15 protein-coding genes and 1 pseudogene are annotated in these 17,495 nt (G+C 69.5%); 15 read left to right on the top strand and 1 reads right to left on the bottom strand.

Annotation, left to right across the window (positions count from 1 at the left end):
- The 11 genes and pseudogenes from ACFWV8_RS36790 to ACFWV8_RS36740 form a co-directional block, all read left to right on the top strand.
- A pseudogene (locus ACFWV8_RS36790) lies at positions 1-261 on the top strand (hypothetical protein); the annotation flags it as partial.
- Positions 262-593: 332 nt separating this feature from the next.
- Positions 594-1,631 carry a sugar phosphate isomerase/epimerase family protein gene (locus ACFWV8_RS36785; protein ID WP_384214626.1) on the top strand — a complete coding sequence of 346 codons (1,038 nt, stop codon included), beginning with the start codon at positions 594-596 and terminating at the stop codon, positions 1,629-1,631.
- Positions 1,628-2,536, top strand: a complete 909-nt coding sequence (locus ACFWV8_RS36780; protein WP_384214622.1) for a transketolase — start codon at positions 1,628-1,630, stop codon at positions 2,534-2,536. The genes ACFWV8_RS36785 and ACFWV8_RS36780 overlap by 4 nt, the downstream gene beginning before the upstream one ends.
- A complete protein-coding gene (locus ACFWV8_RS36775) occupies positions 2,533-3,486 on the top strand; it encodes a transketolase family protein (protein WP_384214619.1) in 954 nt (317 codons plus the stop codon). The genes ACFWV8_RS36780 and ACFWV8_RS36775 overlap by 4 nt, the downstream gene beginning before the upstream one ends.
- Positions 3,486-4,955, top strand: coding sequence for an FGGY family carbohydrate kinase (locus ACFWV8_RS36770; RefSeq protein ID WP_384214617.1), 1,470 nt, complete (start codon positions 3,486-3,488; stop codon positions 4,953-4,955). The genes ACFWV8_RS36775 and ACFWV8_RS36770 overlap by 1 nt, the downstream gene beginning before the upstream one ends.
- The gene (locus tag ACFWV8_RS36765) at positions 4,952-5,626 is read left to right on the top strand and encodes a DUF2291 family protein (protein ID WP_384214615.1); all 675 of its coding nucleotides are present in this window, start codon (positions 4,952-4,954) and stop codon (positions 5,624-5,626) included. The genes ACFWV8_RS36770 and ACFWV8_RS36765 overlap by 4 nt, the downstream gene beginning before the upstream one ends.
- Positions 5,623-7,182, top strand: a complete 1,560-nt coding sequence (locus ACFWV8_RS36760; protein WP_384214613.1) for a sugar ABC transporter ATP-binding protein — start codon at positions 5,623-5,625, stop codon at positions 7,180-7,182. Before ACFWV8_RS36765 ends, ACFWV8_RS36760 begins: the two co-directional genes overlap by 4 nt.
- Positions 7,175-8,335 (top strand): ABC transporter permease, encoded by a 1,161-nt coding sequence (locus ACFWV8_RS36755; protein ID WP_384214612.1) that lies wholly within the window; start codon positions 7,175-7,177, stop codon positions 8,333-8,335. The genes ACFWV8_RS36760 and ACFWV8_RS36755 overlap by 8 nt, the downstream gene beginning before the upstream one ends.
- A gap of 83 nt (positions 8,336-8,418) precedes the next feature.
- Entirely contained in the window at positions 8,419-9,411 is a 993-nt protein-coding gene (locus ACFWV8_RS36750) for a D-ribose ABC transporter substrate-binding protein (RefSeq protein WP_384214610.1), read from the top strand.
- A gap of 115 nt (positions 9,412-9,526) precedes the next feature.
- Positions 9,527-10,495: a sugar-binding transcriptional regulator gene (locus tag ACFWV8_RS36745; protein ID WP_384214608.1), complete on the top strand. Its 969-nt coding sequence runs from the start codon at positions 9,527-9,529 to the stop codon at positions 10,493-10,495.
- A 132-nt stretch (positions 10,496-10,627) separates the two neighbouring features.
- Positions 10,628-12,238 (top strand): nucleoside hydrolase-like domain-containing protein, encoded by a 1,611-nt coding sequence (locus ACFWV8_RS36740; protein ID WP_384214606.1) that lies wholly within the window; start codon positions 10,628-10,630, stop codon positions 12,236-12,238.
- Positions 12,239-12,334: 96 nt separating this feature from the next.
- Here ACFWV8_RS36740 and ACFWV8_RS36735 read toward each other — a convergent pair whose 3' ends face one another.
- Complete coding sequence (locus ACFWV8_RS36735) at positions 12,335-13,864, bottom strand: helix-turn-helix domain-containing protein (protein WP_384214605.1); 1,530 nt, start codon at positions 13,862-13,864, stop codon at positions 12,335-12,337.
- Positions 13,865-14,125: 261 nt separating this feature from the next.
- On the opposite strand from ACFWV8_RS36735, the gene ACFWV8_RS36730 reads away from it, so the two are divergent.
- From ACFWV8_RS36730 to ACFWV8_RS36715, 4 genes are all read left to right on the top strand, one after another.
- A complete protein-coding gene (locus ACFWV8_RS36730; RefSeq protein ID WP_329379962.1) occupies positions 14,126-14,746 on the top strand; it encodes a dihydrofolate reductase family protein in 621 nt (206 codons plus the stop codon).
- 157 nt (positions 14,747-14,903) lie between these two features.
- Positions 14,904-15,893, top strand: a complete 990-nt coding sequence (locus tag ACFWV8_RS36725) for a helix-turn-helix domain-containing protein (RefSeq protein ID WP_384214603.1) — start codon at positions 14,904-14,906, stop codon at positions 15,891-15,893.
- Between the two features lie 92 nt (positions 15,894-15,985).
- Entirely contained in the window at positions 15,986-16,936 is a 951-nt protein-coding gene (locus ACFWV8_RS36720; RefSeq protein ID WP_384214601.1) for a hypothetical protein, read from the top strand.
- A 63-nt stretch (positions 16,937-16,999) separates the two neighbouring features.
- Complete coding sequence (locus ACFWV8_RS36715) at positions 17,000-17,458, top strand: peptidase inhibitor family I36 protein (RefSeq protein ID WP_384214599.1); 459 nt, start codon at positions 17,000-17,002, stop codon at positions 17,456-17,458.
- The last annotated feature ends 37 nt before the right edge of the window (positions 17,459-17,495 follow it).

The raw sequence follows: 17,495 nt of genomic DNA, 5'->3' as shown, positions 1-17,495 counted from the left end.
GCCTCCGCCGGACAGCCCGGGACCAAACCCGCGCCCTCGCCCTTCTCGGCCTCACGTGATCAAAAGGGACGAGGCCCGACTACGCCGAGGCCCTGGGGCGTGGCGGCGTTCATCGAGAGCCTCGGGCTGCGCCCGCTGGACGTCGGCGGCCTGAAAATGGCGCACTGGCTGGAAGGAGTGGGCCTGGTCACGGTCAGCCTCGCCGGCAACGGGGTTGGCCACTGGGACTTCGCCCTCGGCGTCAACGAATTTACCGGCTGAGCTCCCGCGGCCGAGCAGTCGGTGAACAGGGCGCCATGCACCGGCAGAGCCTGTGGAGCGCGTAGCTCACCGTGGGCCCAAAGTCCCAGAGATGCCGCCGCCCCCTCCCTTACCCGCCAAGCGGCAGGTCGGCCGGGGTGCGGCGGCGTCCTCGTACCAGATGTCCTGGAAGAGAACAGCCAGGGCTGTGACCTGCCGCGTCGGTGGGGTTCTCCGGATCGTAGGGCTTCTCCGGGCACGGGGTGAGCGGGGGCACCGGACCATTCGGCATCCGAGAACCGGCGTTGCGCAGGGGCTTGACGTCTCCCGCCGCGCTTCGTAACTTGTCCCGCATGTCGACTCAACCACGCATAGACATTCAGCAGCCTGGTCAGGACGAACCGATCTACGGCGCCGGTGTCTGGCACTTCGCGACCTACGTCGACCGATACGCCACGGACGGCTACGGCGAACCACGCACCATCCTCGACGCCATCAAGCTCGCCGGAGCGGTCGGCGACCTGTCCGTACTCGACCTGAACTGGCCCTTTCCGCCGGGCGACATCAGCACCGCAGAGGTGCGGGAAGCCCTGGCCGAGCAGAACCTGCGGGCCATCGCCGTGACGCCGGAGTTCTACACCGGCAAGTTCGCCAGGGGAGGCTTCACCAACCCCGACCCCGCTGTCCGCCGCCAGGCCATCGACCTGGTCGCCGCCTCGGCCGAGGTCGGGCGCGAACTGGGCGTGGACTACGTCAAGATCTGGCCCGGACAGGACGGCTACGACTATCCCTTCCAGGCCGACTACACCGACCTGTGGACCAAGTCCGTCGACGCGCTGCGCGAACTCGCCCTGTCCTTCCCGGACCTGAGGTTCGCGATCGAGTACAAGCCGCGCGAGCCGCGCAACCGGATGGTCTTCTCGTCCGTCGCCCGGACCCTGCTGGCCATCCAGGACATGGGCGTGGACAACGTCGGCGTCCTGCTGGACTTCGGCCACTCCCTCTACGGCGGAGAGACTCCCGCCGAGGCAGCCCGGCTGGCCATCGCCCGGGACAGGCTCTTCGCGATCGACGTCAACGACAACTTCCGCGGCTGGGACGACGACATGGTCGTCGGCTCCGTACACCTGCTGGAGACCTTCGAGTTCTTCTTCGCGCTCCAGGACGCCGGCTGGCAGGGCGTCTGGCAGCTCGACCAGTTCCCGTTCCGGGAGGACCCGGTCGAGGCGGCCCGCACCGGCATCCGCACCATGCGCGCCTTCCACCAGGCGCTGGGCTACCTCGACCGCGAGGAACTGGCCGCCGCGCAAGCCGCACAGGACGCCCTCGGTGCCCAACGCATCGCCAAGCGGGCACTGTTCCGCGCCCTCGCGGAGAGCGAGTCCGTATGAGCGCCGTCCTGGAGGCCGCCGGCCCCCTGCGGACCGACGAGGCCGCGGCCCGCGCGTACGAAACACGCGGCGCACGACTGCGCGCCGCGTCCCCCGCCGAGGCGGCGGCGGAACTCGCCGACATCTCGGCCTCGATCCGCCGCGACATCATCACCACCATCCAGTCGGCCGGCATGGGGCATGTGGGAGGTGACCTGTCCGTCACCGACCTGATGGTCACCGCCCTGTGGGGCACGCTGCGCATGCGTCCCGCGCAGGCCGACCACCCCCAGCGCGACCGGTTCGTACTCAGCAAGGGCCACTGCGCCGCGGCCCTGTACTCGACACTGGCCTCCTGCGGGTTCTTCCCGCGCAGCCGGCTGCGCGAGTTCATGGCTCCGCTGTCGCCGCTCAACGGCCACCCGGCCCGGCTCAAGGTCCCCGGGGTGGAGACCAACAGCGGACCGCTCGGACACGGCTTCCCCGTGGCCACCGGATGCGCCCTCGGAACGAAGCTGCGCGGCGAGACCTGGCGCACCATCGTGGTGCTCGGCGACGGCGAGATGCAGGAAGGCAGCAACTGGGAAGCGGCCATGACGGCCGCCCACTACGAACTGGCGAACCTGACGGCCGTCGTCGACCGCAACCGGCTGCAGCAGGGCGCGCGCACGGAGGACACCAAGTCGCTGGAGCCGCTGGACGCCAAATGGGCCAGCTTCGGCTGGGAGGTCCGCGTCATCGACGGGCACGACCACCGGGCGATCAAGGAGGCGTACGCGCCGTCGGCCACCGGCCGACCCGTCGCGGTGATCGCCAACACCACCAAGGGCAAGGGCGTGTCGTTCATGGAGGACCGCGTCGAATGGCACCACAAGGTGCCCACCGACGAACAGGTACGTCTCGCGCTGGAGGAGCTGAACCGATGACCTCCGTGACCGAACAGGCACCCACCTTCGACTGCCGCGCCGACTTCGCCGACGAACTCGCCGTGCTGGCCCGCGCCGACGAGCGGATCGTGGCGGTCTGCAACGACTCGGTGGGCTCCAGCAACCTCGTCAAGTTCCGCGAGGAGTTCCCCACCCGTCTCATCAACGTCGGCATCGCCGAACAGGACCTGGTCGGCGTGTCGGCCGGTCTCGCCAACGCCGGGTTCATCCCCTTCGCGTCCGCGGCGGCACCCTTCCTCACCGGCCGCGCCCTGGAACAGATCAAGGCCGACATCGCCTACACCCACCGCCACGTCGTGCTCTGCGGCCAGAGCCCGGGTATGGCCTACGGAGAGCTGGGGCCCACCCACCACTCCATCGAGGACCTGTCCTGGATGCGCGCGATCCCGGGCCTGGACATCATCGTGCCGGCCGATCCGGCGCAGACACGCAGCGCGGTGCGCTGGGCCGCCGCATCGGGCAGACCCACCTACATTCGTGTACCCCGCTTCAAGGTCCCCGCCGTCACCCCCGACGACGCACCGTTCGAAGCCGGCCGGGCCGTACGACTCCGTGAGGGCACCGACGTCACCCTGGTCGCCGTGGGCACGATGGTCTCCCGCGCCCTGGACGCGGCGCACCTGCTCGCACAGCAGGACATCTCCGCCCGCGTCCTCAACATGACCTTCGTCGAACCCCTCGACGTCGCCGCCGTCATCGCCGCGACTCGGGAGACCCGCGCCGTCGTCACCGCCGAGGAAGGACTGCTCTCCGGCGGTCTGGGAGCCGCCGTGGCCAAGGTCGTGGCAGAGAGCAACCCGGTCCCGATACGCATGCTGGGCGTGCCCAGTTTCGCCCCGACCGGCAGTGCGGCCTTCCTGCTCGAACACTTCGGGCTGACAGCCGACGGAGTCGCCGGAGCCGCACGCGAGGCACTGGGACGGGTGTGATGAGACCGCACGTTCTCGCCGTCGACCAGGGGACCAGCTCCACCAAGACACTGCTCCTCAACGCCGCGGGCGACATCGTCCGCCGGGCCGAAGCGCCCCTGTCCCAGACCCACCCTGGCCCCGGCCTGGTGGAACAGGACGCGACCGCGCTCCTCGACAGCGTGCGCAGCGCCGTCGCCGACTGTCTGACGGACGTCGACCCGCGCACGGTGACCGGCGTGGCCCTGAGCAGCCAGCGCGAGTCCGTCGTCCTGTGGGAAGCGGCGACCGGCGAGCCGGTCGCCCCGCTGGTCAGCTGGCAGGACCGGCGCGGAGGAGAACGTGCGGCCCGCCTCACCGGCGCCGGAGCGGCCGACGAGATCCGCCGCCGTACAGGTCTCCCGCTCGACCCGATGTTCTCCGCTTTGAAAATGGCCGCCCTGCTCGACCTGCACGACCCCTCGCGGGCCCGCAGCAAGGACGGCGGCCTGCGGCTGGGCACCGTGGACGCCTATCTGCTCCACCGGCTCACCGGGCAGGCGGTCACCGAGATCGGCAACGCGTCCCGGACCCAGCTGCTCAACCTCGCCACCGGCGACTGGGACGACGAACTGCTCGGCCTCTTCGACATCCCGCGTGCCGCACTGAGCCGTGTCGTGCCCTCCACCGGGCCGTTCGGAACGCTGCACGACCTCAGCCCGCTGACCGACGGCACCCCGCTCCTGGCCGTCATGGGCGACTCGCACGCCGCCCTGTTCGCCCACGCCGGCTGGCGCCCCGGCACCGTGAAGGTCACCTACGGCACCGGATCCTCCGTCATGACGGTGACGGACTCCCCCGAACCGGCGGAACACGTCTGCGGCACCATCGCCTGGTCCACCGGGCATCCCGTCTACGCGCACGAGGCCAACATCCGCTCCACCGGACGCACCCTCACCTGGCTGGCCGACCTGCTCGGCACCGAGGCGGAGGAACTCATCCGGCTCGCGGCCGACGCGGACGCGGGCGACGTGACCCTCGTCCCGGCCTTCGGCGGCATCGGGGCACCCTGGTGGGACGCCCGCGCCGTGCCCGTCCTCGCCGGCTTCGGGCTGGGCACCGGCCGCACCCAACTGGCGCGCGCCGCACTGGAATCGGTCGCCTTCCAAGTGGCCGACGTCCTCGCGGCCCTCCCCGGTCTGAGACAGGTCGTGGCCGACGGCGGTCTCAGCCGCAGCGACGCGCTCATGCAACTGCAGGCCGACGTCTGCGACGTCACGGTGGCCCGTACGCGGCACCACGAACTGTCCGCCGCGGGCGCCGCGCAACTGGCGGGACTGGGACTCGGCCTGTGGACGACCGCCGACCTGGAACAGCGCGCGGACGCCGGCCTGCGGACCTTCACAGCCGGCTGGGACGACGCACAGCGCAGCGACACGGTCGCGCGCTGGCGTCATCGGGTCGCGGCCGCTCGCGACCTCGGGACACGCGGACAGCAAAGGACGTCATGACCACAGCAGACTTGCCCCAGACAGACAGGAAGACGGCGCACCCCCGCGGCCGGCCGTCCCTGGGCAGCGGTTCCCTCATCGCCCTCGTACTCCTGCTCGCCGGTATCGCGGCCACCACCACCTACCGCTCGGACAGCGAGGACAGGACGAGCGGCAAGGCCGCGTTCGACGCCTCCAAGTACGCCGCAGGCACGTACGAACCCAAGGTCGTCCCCGCGATCGAGAAGAACGCCGTGGACATCGTCACCCTGCACAAGGCCATCGCCGCCGACCCCGAGACGGCCGGCAAGCGGTACGGGCACCGGCCGGGCACCGGACCGTACAGCTACGCCACGACGGTGACCGGGACCGCGGGCGCCGCCGAGAACGGCCTGCTGCGGGTGACCGTGCCCGGTCTGGCCAAGGCCCGCGTCTCCGTGCAGGTCGGTCCCGCCGTCAACGGCACGGCACTTCGCGACTCGGCCGGCTTCATCACCTTCGGCCAGTTCACCAACCAGGTCGAGTACGCCGACGCCGCCACGGCACTGAACACCGAGATGAAGGACAAGGTCCTCAGAGCTTTCGATCCCGAGGCGGTCCGTGGCAGGAAGGTCACCGTGGTCGGCGCCATGACACCGCTGACCGCCGACGTGCTGACCCTCACCCCCGTCTCGATAGAGGCCGCGTCATGACCTTCGCGGCCGGGCGGGCACCGGCGTCGCCGGTGCTGCGCGCCGCCGAGGTCACCAAGGTGTACGGCGGAACGCAGGCACTCAAAGGCGTCTCGCTGGACATCCCGGCGGGTCGCACCACCGTGCTCTTCGGCGAGAACGGGGCCGGCAAGTCGACCCTGATGAAGATCCTCAGCGCCGTCGAGTCCCCCAGCACCGGGCACATCGAACTCGACGGCCGGGCGGTGAAGTTCAGCAGTGCGAGGGAGGCGTCCGACCACGGGGTCTCGATCATCCACCAGGAACTGAGTCTGTGTCCCAACCTGAGCATCCAGGACAACCTGTTCCTCGGCCGCGAGCGCACCCGGCAGGCCGGTACCCTGCTCGACCGCACCACCCAGCGGGCCATGGCACGACAGGTGCTGGGCAGGCTCGACGAGGGACTCGACCCCGACACGACCGTGGGCGAGCTGCGCCTCGGCCAGCAGCAACTCGTCGAGATCGCCCGTGCGCTGCTGCAGAACGCCCGGGTGCTGATCATGGACGAACCGACCTCCGCCCTCAGCGCACCGGAAGTGGAGATTCTCTTCCAGGTCATCCGGGAGCTCAAGGCCGAGGGCGTCGCGATCGTGTACATCTCACACCACCTGGAGGAAGCCCTCTCCGTCGCCGACGAGGTTGCCGTCCTGCGGGACGGCGCCATGGTGGCGACAGCACCGGCGGACGACATCGACCTCGCCTGGATCGTCCGCACGATGGTGGGCCGCAGCCAGGACGATCTCTTCCCCGACCGGAACCCCACCCTGGGTCCCGTCGCACTGGAGATCACCGAGCTGTCCGTCGCGGACCCGTCCGTCCCCGGGCGGCTCGCGGTGAACAGCCTGTCCACCTCCGTCCGGGCCGGCGAGATGGTCGGCATCTACGGCCTGATGGGCAGCGGCCGTACCGAACTGCTGGAGTGCCTGGCCGGCAGGATGCCCGCCGCCTCGGGCGAACTGCGCCTGCACGGCGAACCGCTCACCGGCAGCGTCCGCGACCGCATCGGCACCGGGCTGGCCCTCGTCCCCGAGGACCGCCAGCGAGACGGTCTCGTCCAGTCCATGACGGTGGGACAGAACCTCTCGCTGGCCTCCGTGACCAGGTTCGTACGCCGCCTGCTGCTCGACCGGCGTGCCGAGGACGAGGCAGTGACCTCGATGATCTCCGACGTGACGGTGAAGGCCCCCGGCTCCCGCGCGCCCATCGGCTCGCTCAGCGGCGGCAACCAGCAGAAGGTCGTCATCGGCAAGGCCCTGATGACCGGCCCGCGCGTCCTGCTGCTGGACGAACCGTCCCGCGGCGTGGACGTGGGAGCCAAGGCCGACGTCTTCGAACTGATGGCCAAGCAGGCCGAGCGCGGTCTCGCCGTGCTCTTCACCACCTCCGAGGCCGAAGAGGCGCTGCACATGCCCGACCGCCTCCTGGTCATGGCGCGCGGCCGTCTCGTCGCCGACCTGAAAGCCGGAGAGATCACCCGGGACCGGCTGATGAGCCTGGCCGACGGAGCCGACACCACCGAGAAGGCACAACATGAGTGACACCCTGACCAAGGACCACGAGGTCGTGCTCCAGCAGCGTCGCGCCGCGGCGGCCCAGGCACGGCGCCTCAAGACCGTCGACTCGATCTTCGAACTGCGCGCCTTCATCGCACTCGGAGTCCTGATCGTCGTCTTCAGCCTGCTCTCGGACTCCTTCCTCACCGTCGACAACGTGATCACGATGACCAAGCACGTCGCCATCAACGCGATCCTCGCGCTGGGCATGCTGCTGGTCATCCTGAAGGGCGGGATCGACCTCTCCGTCGGCTCGACCGTCGGCCTGTCCGGAGTGATCGCCGGCGAGCTGCTCCAGGGCCTGCACCTGAGCGTCCTCGACGTCGTCGCCTACCCGCAGGTCTGGGCCGTCATCGTGCTGTGCGTCGGCGTCGGCGCGCTGGTCGGCACGGTCAACGGCATCCTCGTCACCCGTCTCAACGTGGCCCCGTTCATCGCCACTCTCGGCATGCTGTACGTGGCCCGCGCCACCGCCCTGCTCATCTCCGACGGCACGACCTACCCCGACCTGGCCGGCGACCCGGGCACCCACAACACCGGCTTCGACTGGCTCGGCCAGGGCCGACCCCTCGGACTGCCCGTCGCGGTCTGGATCATGATCGTGGTGGCGGGACTCGTCGCCGTCCTGCTGCGATCGACCCCCTTCGGCCGCTGGCTCTACGCCACCGGCGGCAACGAGCGCGCCACCGAACTCAGCGGAGTCCCCGTCAGGCGCGTCAAGCTCCTCGTCTACGTGATCTCCGGCGCCTGCGCCGCGTTGTCCGGGCTCATCATCGCCTCCGAACTCACCTCCGCCGCACCGCAGGCCGGCGAGACCTTCGAACTCAACGCCATCGCCGCCGTCGTCATCGGCGGCGCCGCCCTCTCCGGCGGCCGGGGCAACGTACGCGGCACCCTCGTCGGGGCTTTCGTCATCGGCTTCCTCGCCGACGGCCTCGTCATCCTCGGCGTCTCGACGTTCTGGCAGATGCTCATCAAGGGCGCCGTCATCATCATCGCCGTCATCCTCGACCAGAGCCAGCAGCGGTTCCAGCGCCGCCGCGCGGCAGCATCCGCGGTCGCCGTGAAGACCGATCCCGGCCCGGCCGGCGCGCGCAGCACCACGCCAGGCGACTCCGCCAGGCCGGCGGACGACTGACGTCCGTACGGCCCCCCTCGTCCACCACCCGCTGTACCGACCTCTACCGACGCCAGTCCGCACATCGTTGTGAGGAGACCAGAATGTTCCACCGCAAGGCCAATCGCACCGTCACGACCACCGCGGCCCTCGCCGCAGGTGCCCTGCTCCTGACCGCGTGCGGGAGCTCCGACGACTCGTCGTCCGGAGCGAGCGCGTCCAAGGGCGGATCGAAGAGCAACCTGGTCGCCATCATCACACCCTCCGCGGACAACCCCTTCTTCAAGGCGGAGGCGGACGCGGCGAAGAAGAAGGCCGTGAGCCTCGGCTACAAGACCTCGGTCGCCTCGCACGACGACGACCCGAACAAGCAGAGCGAACTCATCGACGCCGCCATCTCCCGCAAGGCCGCGGCGATCATCCTGGACAACGCGGGCGCCGACGCGTCGATCGGCCCCGTCCGAAAGGCCACCAAGGCCGGCATCCCCGTCTTCCTCATCGACCGTGAGATCAACGAGACCGGTATCGCCAAGGCCCAGATCGTGTCCAACAACGCCCAGGGCGCGCAGCTCGCGGCGCAGGAGTTCGTCACGGCGACGAAGGGCAAGGGCGAGTACGTCGAGCTGACCGGCAAGGAGTCCGACACCAACGCCAGCGTCCGCTCCAAGGGCTTCGCCGATGTCATCTCGCAGTACCCGGACCTGAAGCAGGTGGCCAAGCAGACGGCGAACTGGGACCAGCAGGAGGCCTTCAGCAAGATGGAGACCATCCTCCAGCGCAACCCGAAGATCAGCGGTGTGATCGCGGGCAACGACACCATGGCCCTCGGCGCGGTGGCCGCGATCAAGTCGGCCAAGCGCGAGAACATCGTCGTGGTCGGCTTCGACGGCAGCCCGGACGCCATCGCCCAGATCAAGGCCGGCACCATGCGGGCGACGGCACTCCAGCCCGCCGCGCTGGGAGCCGAACGTGCGGTCGAGCAGGCCGACAAGTACGTGAAGACGGGCAAGACCGGACAGCCCGAGAAGCAGTCCATCGACTGCGAACTGATCACCGTGAAGAACGCCGACGAGTACGGGGTCTTCGCCAAACTCTGATGCCGGCGACCAGACACCGCGGCCAGCCGTGGCGGAACCCCGACGATAGGCTGTGGTGTTCCGCAGCGGCGACAGGCTCTGGCGCCCGACCGCCAGGGACGACAAGGATGGAGACATGGTGGCGGCAGCGTCCACTCCCACCCCTGACCATATGCGGCTGCTCATCAAGGTGGCCCGCATGTATCACGAGCGCGGAGTGCGCCAGCCCGAGATCGCCGCACATCTCAACATGTCGCAGCCCCGTGTCTCCCGCCTGCTGAAAGAGGCGGTCGACCGAGGAGTGGTCCGCACCGTGGTCGTGTCTCCGGAAGGTGTGCACGCCGAGCTCGAAGAAGCCCTCGTGGCACGGTACGGCCTGCGGGACGCCGTCGTGGTCGAGGTCGAGGGGTCGGGAGCAGACGTCATCCCCGCGCTCGCCGCAGCCACCGCCACCTACCTCGACGCCACCCTCAAGGGCGAAGACGTCATCGGCGTCTCCTCCTGGAGCGCCACCCTGCTTGAGTCCGTGAAGGTGATGCGGGCCAGGACCTCCTCCGGGGCGCGAGAAGTGGTACAAATCGTCGGCGGTTCGGGCAGCCCCGAAGTACAGCTGCACGCAACGCGGTTGACGAGCCGACTGGCGGAACTGACCGGCGCACGACCGGTGTTCGCCCCGTCCGCCGCGCTGGTCGGCAGCCGGGAGCTGAGGGTCCTGCTGTCGCGGGAGCCGGCGATGGCGGACGTGATGCGGGCGTGGTCGCGTCTCACCCTGGCCCTGCTGGGCATCGGCAGCCTCGATCCCTCGCCCTTGCTGCGACGCTCGGGCAACGCCATCACCGCCGAGGACCAGCGGGCACTCAAGAAGCTCGGAGCCGTGGGCGACGTCTGCGCCCGGTACTTCGACGCCGACGGGAACTCCGTCGACGCTCCCTTCAACGACCGCCTCATCGGCATCGAACCGGACCAGCTCCGCGCCGTGGAACGCCGCATCGCGGTGGCCGGAGGAATGGACAAGGTAGCGGCGATCCGCGGTGCGGTGCGCGGCAGGTGGATCAACATCCTGGTCACCGACGTCGACGTCGCCCGAGAACTGCTGAACGACTGACCCCCGCACAAGGGGTTTTCACCCACTGACAACGGCCTGGCCGGTCAGCGACGGCCAACCGTGCGCAAGCAGCCGATCCGCCGATAGTGGGTGCCCCACTCTCAAGCAGTGACCGATATATGGAGGTATCCGATGACATTCCGCGTCCCGATCAGCACCACACGCTCTCCCAGATCCTCCCGCCTCGCCCGCATGCTCGTCGTGAGCACGGCCGCTCTCGGCCTCACCCTGCCGATGACACAGCCCGGCTCGGCGGCGGGCGCCGGCACACCCGCGGCGGACAAGGACCGGCAGGGACGAACCGGCGGCCACGCCACGACTCCGTCAGCCGCACCCCGCACGATAGTGACGACCGACCCGGAACTGGACGACCTGAACTCGATGCTGCGCATGCTGCTGTACAGCAACGAGATCGACATCGCCGGCCTGGTCTACTCGTCCAGCCAGCACCACCACCAGGGCGACGCGAGCCGTGGCGTGGAGCCGCACCGCTGGCCCGCGCCCGGTGCCCGGCTGCACATCGACGAGGCCGTCGACGCCTACGCCAAGGTGTACAGGAATCTGGTCCGCCACGACTCGCGTTACCCCTCTCCCTCCCGTCTGCGCTCGCTGATCGCGACGGGCAACGTCAGCGACGAGGGCGACATGGCCGCGGACACGAAGGGTTCCGACCTCATCAGGAAGGTCCTGCTGGACGACAGGCCAGGACAGGTGTTCCTACAGGCCTGGGGCGGGCCCAACACCATCGCCCGCGCCCTCAAGTCGATCCAGGACCAGTACCAGGGCACTCCGCGGTGGCGCGCCGTCTACAAGAAGATCGTGAACAAGGCGGTCATCACCAGCTTCGGTCAACAGGACTCCACGTTCGAGGACTACATCAAGCCCAACTGGCCGGACATCCAGAACCGCGAAGTGGCCACATCCGTCTGGGGCTACGGTTCCCGCGGCGTCGTACGCCCCGAGGACTCGGTCTACCACTCCGCCGAGTGGACCGGAGCCAACGTCTCCGGCAGGGGGCCGATCGGTTCCTCCTACCGCGTCTGGGGCGACGGCAAGCAGATGGCAGCCGGTTTCGACGACGAGGACTACTTCGGCCTGTCCGGCTACACGGCCGAGGAACTGAGAGCGATGGGGTATCTGGTCTGGACGCCGCCGCAACCGAAGGGATCGTGGATCTCCGAAGGAGACTCCTCCAACTTCGCGCTCCTCGTCGACAACGGACTGCGCAGTTACCAGCACCCCGGCTGGGGCGGCTGGGGCGGCCGGCAGACCGTCGACCCCGTCGACCCCCACCGGTGGTCCAACCGGAACGCAAAGGATGCCGACGAGACGGGCGCGACACCCCGCGACTACCCGGCCGCGCGCTGGTTCTCCGCCATCCAGAACGACTTCGCCGCCCGGCTCGACTGGAGTGTCAGCAAGTTCGCCGACGCGAACCACGCCCCCCGAGTCCGCGTGCCCCAGGGCTTGGACATCAGCCGCCGTGCCGGGCGGACAGTCGAGCTCACGGCCCGAACCGCCGACCCCGACGGCGACACCGTCACCCGCACATGGTGGCAGTACCGGGAGGCCGGAACCTACCCGGGCACCGTCGGCATCCAGCACACGAGTACCGGTACGGTGCGGGTGGATATTCCCGCGGACGCCCGGCCCGGCCAGACCATCCACCTCATCGTCGAGGCCGAAGACAACGGCACGCCGGCCCTCACCAGTTACCAGAGGGTCGTCATTACCGTCACCTGACCCGGTCACAGATGGAAGGGAAGTCCCGGAGATGCCGCCGCACCCCGTCTGACCCGCCAAGCGGCAGGTCAGACGGGGTGCGGCGGCATCCTTGTATCAAATGTCCCGGAAGATCTCGATCTGCGCCCCCACCGAGTTCAGCCGCTCCGCCAGGTCCTCGTAACCCCGGTTGATCACATAGACGTTGCGCAGCACCGACGTGCCCTCCGCCGCCATCATCGCCAGCAGCACGACCACCGCGGGCCGCAGTGCCGGCGGGCACATCATCTCCGCCGCGCGCCAGCGGGTCGGGCCCTCCACCAGGACCCGGTGGGGGTCGAGGAGTTGGAGCCGGCCGCCGAGGCGGTTGAGGTCCGTCAGATAGATCGCGCGGTTGTCGTAGACCCAGTCGTGGATGAGGGTCTTGCCCTGGGCGACGGCGGCGATGGCCGCGAAGAACGGGACGTTGTCGATGTTCAGGCCCGGGAACGGCATCGGGTGGATCTTGTCGATCGGCGCCTCCAGCTTCGAGGGGCGTACGGTCAGATCCACCAGCCGGGTACGGCCGTTGTCCGCCGGGTACTCCGGCGTACGGTCGTGGTCCAGGCCCATCTCCTCCAGCACCGCGAGCTCGATCTCCAGGAACTCGATCGGCACCCGGCGGATCGTCAGCTCGGACTCGGTGACCACCGCGGCGGCGATCAGGCTCATCGCCTCGACCGGATCCTCGGAGGGGGAGTAGTCCACATCGGTGTCGATGCTCGGCACGCCGTGCACGGTGAGCGTGGTGGTGCCGACGCCCTCGACCCGTACCCCGAGCGCGTCCAGGAAGAAGCAGAGGTCCTGGACCATGTAGTTCGACGACGCGTTACGGATGACGGTGACGCCGTCGTGCCGGGCGGCGGCCAGCAGCGCGTTCTCGGTGACCGTGTCGCCGCGCTCGGTCAGCACGATGGGCCGGTCCGGCGACGTCGAGCGGTCGACCACCGCGTGGTACAGCCCCTCCGTCGCCGTGATGTCCAGGCCGAAGCGGCGCAGCGCGATCATGTGCGGCTCGATGGTGCGCGTACCGAGGTCGCAGCCGCCCGCGTACGGCAGCAGGAAGTTGTCCATACGGTGCAGGAGCGGACCGAGGAACATGATGATCGAGCGGGTACGGCGCGCGGCCTCCGCGTCCATGGCCGCCATGTCCAGTTCCGCCGGCGGCACGATCTCCAGGTCCATGCCGTCGTTGATCCAGCGGGTGCGTACACCGATGGAGTTGAGCACTTCGAGGAGCCGGTAGACCTCCTCGATACGCGCCACCCGCCGCAGGACCGTACGCCCCTTGTTGAGCAGCGAACCGCAGAGCAGCGCCACGCAGGCGTTCTTGCTCGTCTTGACGTCGATGGAGCCGGAGAGCCGGCGTCCGCCGACGACCCGCAGGTGCATCGGCCCGGCGTATCCGAGGGAAACAATCTCGCTGTCGAGCGCCTCACCGATGCGCGCGATCATCTCAAGGCTGATGTTCTGGTTGCCGCGCTCGATGCGGTTTACGGCGCTCTGACTGGTGGCCAGCGCATCCGCGAGCTGGGTCTGTGTCCAGCCTCTGTGCTGACGGGCGTCACGGATGAGCTTGCCGATACGTACGAGGTAGTCGTCTGCCATGGCGACAGGCTATCTCATATGTGAGATGAGGGCGTTGCTGAGATACGCCATTCGTGCGAGCGGACGGGGACTGCGCGCGCGAGGCGCGCGCACGCACGTCGTGAACGCGTCTCGTGGACCATCATGGCCCGGGTCGCGCGTTTCGGCGAGTGAGGTACGGCCGTGCGGGACCGATGTCGAATTCGGCGTCCGCCGATCGACGTCCTCATGACAGGCCCCTATGAAGAAGCGCAACTCCGGAAAAGTTGAAGGAGCACCCCCATGACGGTCACCGTCACCGCCGACATGACCATGTCGCTCGACGGCTACATCGCCGGCACCGAACACAGCGTCGCCAACCCCGGAGGCCACGGCGCCGACCGGATCGGCGGCTGGATCCACGCCCAGTCCAGCTGGCGCGAGCGCGCCGGCATCGGCGGCGGTGAGGACGACCAGGACTCCGAGATCATGCGCGAGTGGTTCGAGGCGACCGGCGCCGTCGTCATGGGGCGGCTCATGTACGACTCCGGGGTGGAGTTCTGGGGCGACAACCCGCCCTTCCGCGCCCCGGTCTTCGTCCTCACCAACCGGCCCGCGCCCACCCTCCTCAAGGAGGGCGGCACGACCTTCACCTTCGTCACCGACGGCATCCACAGCGCGCTCGACCAGGCCAAGGCCGCGGCCGGCGGCCGTAACGTCGACATCGCGGGCGGCGCAGACACGGTCCAGCAGTATCTGAAGGCCCGCCTCGTCGACGAGCTCCAACTGCATGTGATCCCCGTGCTGCTCGGCGCCGGTCTGAGGCTCTTCGACAACCTCGGTCTCGGCTCGCACGACCTCGAACCGGTCCGCGTGGTCGACACCCCCGGCGCCACCCACCTCAAGTACCGGATCCTCAAGTAGCGGGCCGCCAGGCGGTGGCGGGCCGAAAGCGCCGGGTTCGCGCCTTCGGTGCGCTCCGACACGATCTCCCGCTTCGGCACAAACCCCTCGCTTTCGCTGCCCCCGGAACGGTAGAACGACAGAATCACCCCCCACATCGACAACATCGTGGTGAGTCATGGACGTGCTCAGCACCGCCGGAGTAGCGGCGGGAGAACGACTGGACTTCTGGCGTGAAGTGAGTTCGAAGCTCTGGGTGCCCTACGAGCTGCGCTGCGAAAGGGAGTTGGAGAGCCAGTTCCGGGCGCACGTGGGCACCGCCGAGTTCGGTCCGGTGCAGGCGGCGCTGATGACGGCCATGCGGCACAGCGTTCACCGTACGCCCAAGCTCATCCGCCAGTCCGACCCCGAGGTCTTCAAGCTGGGCTGTCTCCAGAGCGGTGGCGGCGTGATGACGCAGGGCGACCGGTGTGCGGAGTTCGGGGTGGGGGATCTGATCCTCTTCGACACCTCGCGCCCCTACCTGGCCGGATTCCAGCCGGGTACTCCGATGAGCCGGCTGCTGCTCCTGCGCTTCCCTCGCTCGTTGCTGCCGTTGCCACACCGGGACCTGCGGAGTCTGAGCGCGACCCGTATTCCAGGAGCCCGGGGCATCGGTGCGCTGACCTCACAGTTCATGCTCCAACTCGCCCGGCATTTCGACGAACTCAGTCCGTCCGACGCCGCCCGGCTGACCACCCTGACGCTCGACGTGCTGATCGCGGCGCTGGCCGACGCGCTGGACACCGGGAGCGCCGTGCCGGCCCACACCAGACGGCGAGCGCTCATGGCGCGGATCCACGCGTTCATCCGGGACAACCTGGGCGACGCGCGGCTGACCCCGGACACGATCGCCGCCGCGCACCACATCTCCCTGCGGTATCTGCACAAGCTGTTCCAGCAGGACGGCCACACCGTCGCCGGATGGGTCCGCGAGCGCCGCCTGGAGCAGTGCCGGCGCGACCTCGCCGACCCCCGGCTGGCAGCCAGCCCGATCAACGCCATCGCGGCCCGGTGGGGCTTCACCAGCCCCGCGCATTTCAGCCAGGCGTTCCGGGGCGCGTACGGCGTCCCGCCGCGCCAGTACCGCGCGCAGTGCGCGACCGTCCCGACTGTGCGCGCTCACTAAAGACGTGTGCGCGCACCCGTAACGACAGCACCCCGCCGCCGCGTGCACCCTCGTCGAGGAAGGAACGAGGCCCGATCGAGGGGAGGGCTCCCGTGCCGGGAGTACCGGGGGTACGCAGCCGTACGGTCATCTCACTGTGCGCGGTCGCGGCGACCGCGGCGGTGGCGACGATCGCCTACGCGGGCGGTGACGGCGTCCGGGCGGCCGAGGACGGCCGGCACCCGAGCTCCCGGCCCCCCGCGCTGACCTGGCAGCAGGAGTTACGCGTCGCCGACGCGAAGCAGCGCCTGACGAGCCGGTGCATGAACCGGCACGGCTTCACCTACTGGGAGGACCGGAGCCTGACACTCCAGGAGAGCCGCCCGGTGCGCTACGTGCAGGACGACGTGGCGTGGGCCCGCGCCCACGGGTACGGGGGCCGGATCGACGCCAAGGGCGGGCGTATCCACGAGGCCAACCCCAACGGCACCTACCGGCAAGGGCTTTCGGCCACCCGGCGCGCCGCGTTCGACATCGCGCTCGACGGCGGCGACGGTGCCCGCGTGCTCGTGGCGAAGCTGCCGGGCGGCGGGGAGATCCGCAAGCTCCTCGGCGGCTGTACGGAGGAGGCCGAGCGCGAGCTGTACGGCGACCCGGCCGAATGGTTCCGTACGAGCAAGACCGCCATGGGCCTCAACTCCCTCTACGCCGCTGAGCTCATGAAGGACCGCCGGCTCACCGCGTCGGTACGGGCCTGGGCCCGGTGCATGAAGAGCGCGGGACAGCCGTACGAGGACCCCCAGGCGGCGCGCGACGCAGTCAGGGCCAACACCGGCAGGCTGGGCGCGGGCCGCGCCGACGAGGCCTTCGCCGCCGAACGGAGGACCGCCGTCGCGGACGCGACCTGCGCCCGCGAAACCTCCCTGCGGGCCGTGGCCAAGGCCCGGGAGACGTACTACCAGGACCGCTTGCGCGACCGGTTCGGCGAGGCGGTCGACACCTACCGGCACCTCGGCCGGCGCGCGTACGACCGGGCGGTGCGCGTCGTCCCGGAGCGCACCTGACCACCAAGGCACCACCAGCACCGCAGTACACCATCACCGCATCACCAACGAGGGGAATCCACCATGCGTAAATTCATCGTCGCGGCAGCGCTCACCGGCCTCACCGCCCTGGGCATCGCCGCACCGGCCACCACCGCCCACGCGGCCGAGAGCACCGTCGCCGGCCCCGGCTGCGACGACAAGTGGGGCGCACGCGACGGTTACATGTACGCCTGGCAGAACCTGGACTGCAGTGGCACCCTGCTGATCCGCACCGCCGGGAACAGCACCTACTGGGGAGCGTCCGCCACCGACAAGGCGACCTCCGTCATGAACCGCGGCTTCCTGGGCGGCAGGGACATCGTCAAGTTCTACGAGGACATCGACTACAAGGGCGGCCACACCTGCCTGTACCCGGAGGAGCTGTACGCCGACGACGTGACCGACAACTACTTCCACAACGGTTACGGGGTCAACGACCGCATCACCTCGCACCAGTGGGTGACGGCGGCCTCCTGCTCGGGTTCCGGGGTGCTGACCTGACGGATCAGGCCGCGGGCGGCCCGGGACCACCCCGGGC

Origin of the sequence: Streptomyces sp. NPDC058665 (assembly GCF_042714995.1) — a bacterium.
Taxonomy (GTDB): Bacteria; Actinomycetota; Actinomycetes; order Streptomycetales; family Streptomycetaceae; genus Streptomyces.
The sequence above is the reverse complement of the archived record's forward strand: the minus strand, read 5'-3'. Positions and strand labels throughout refer to the sequence as shown.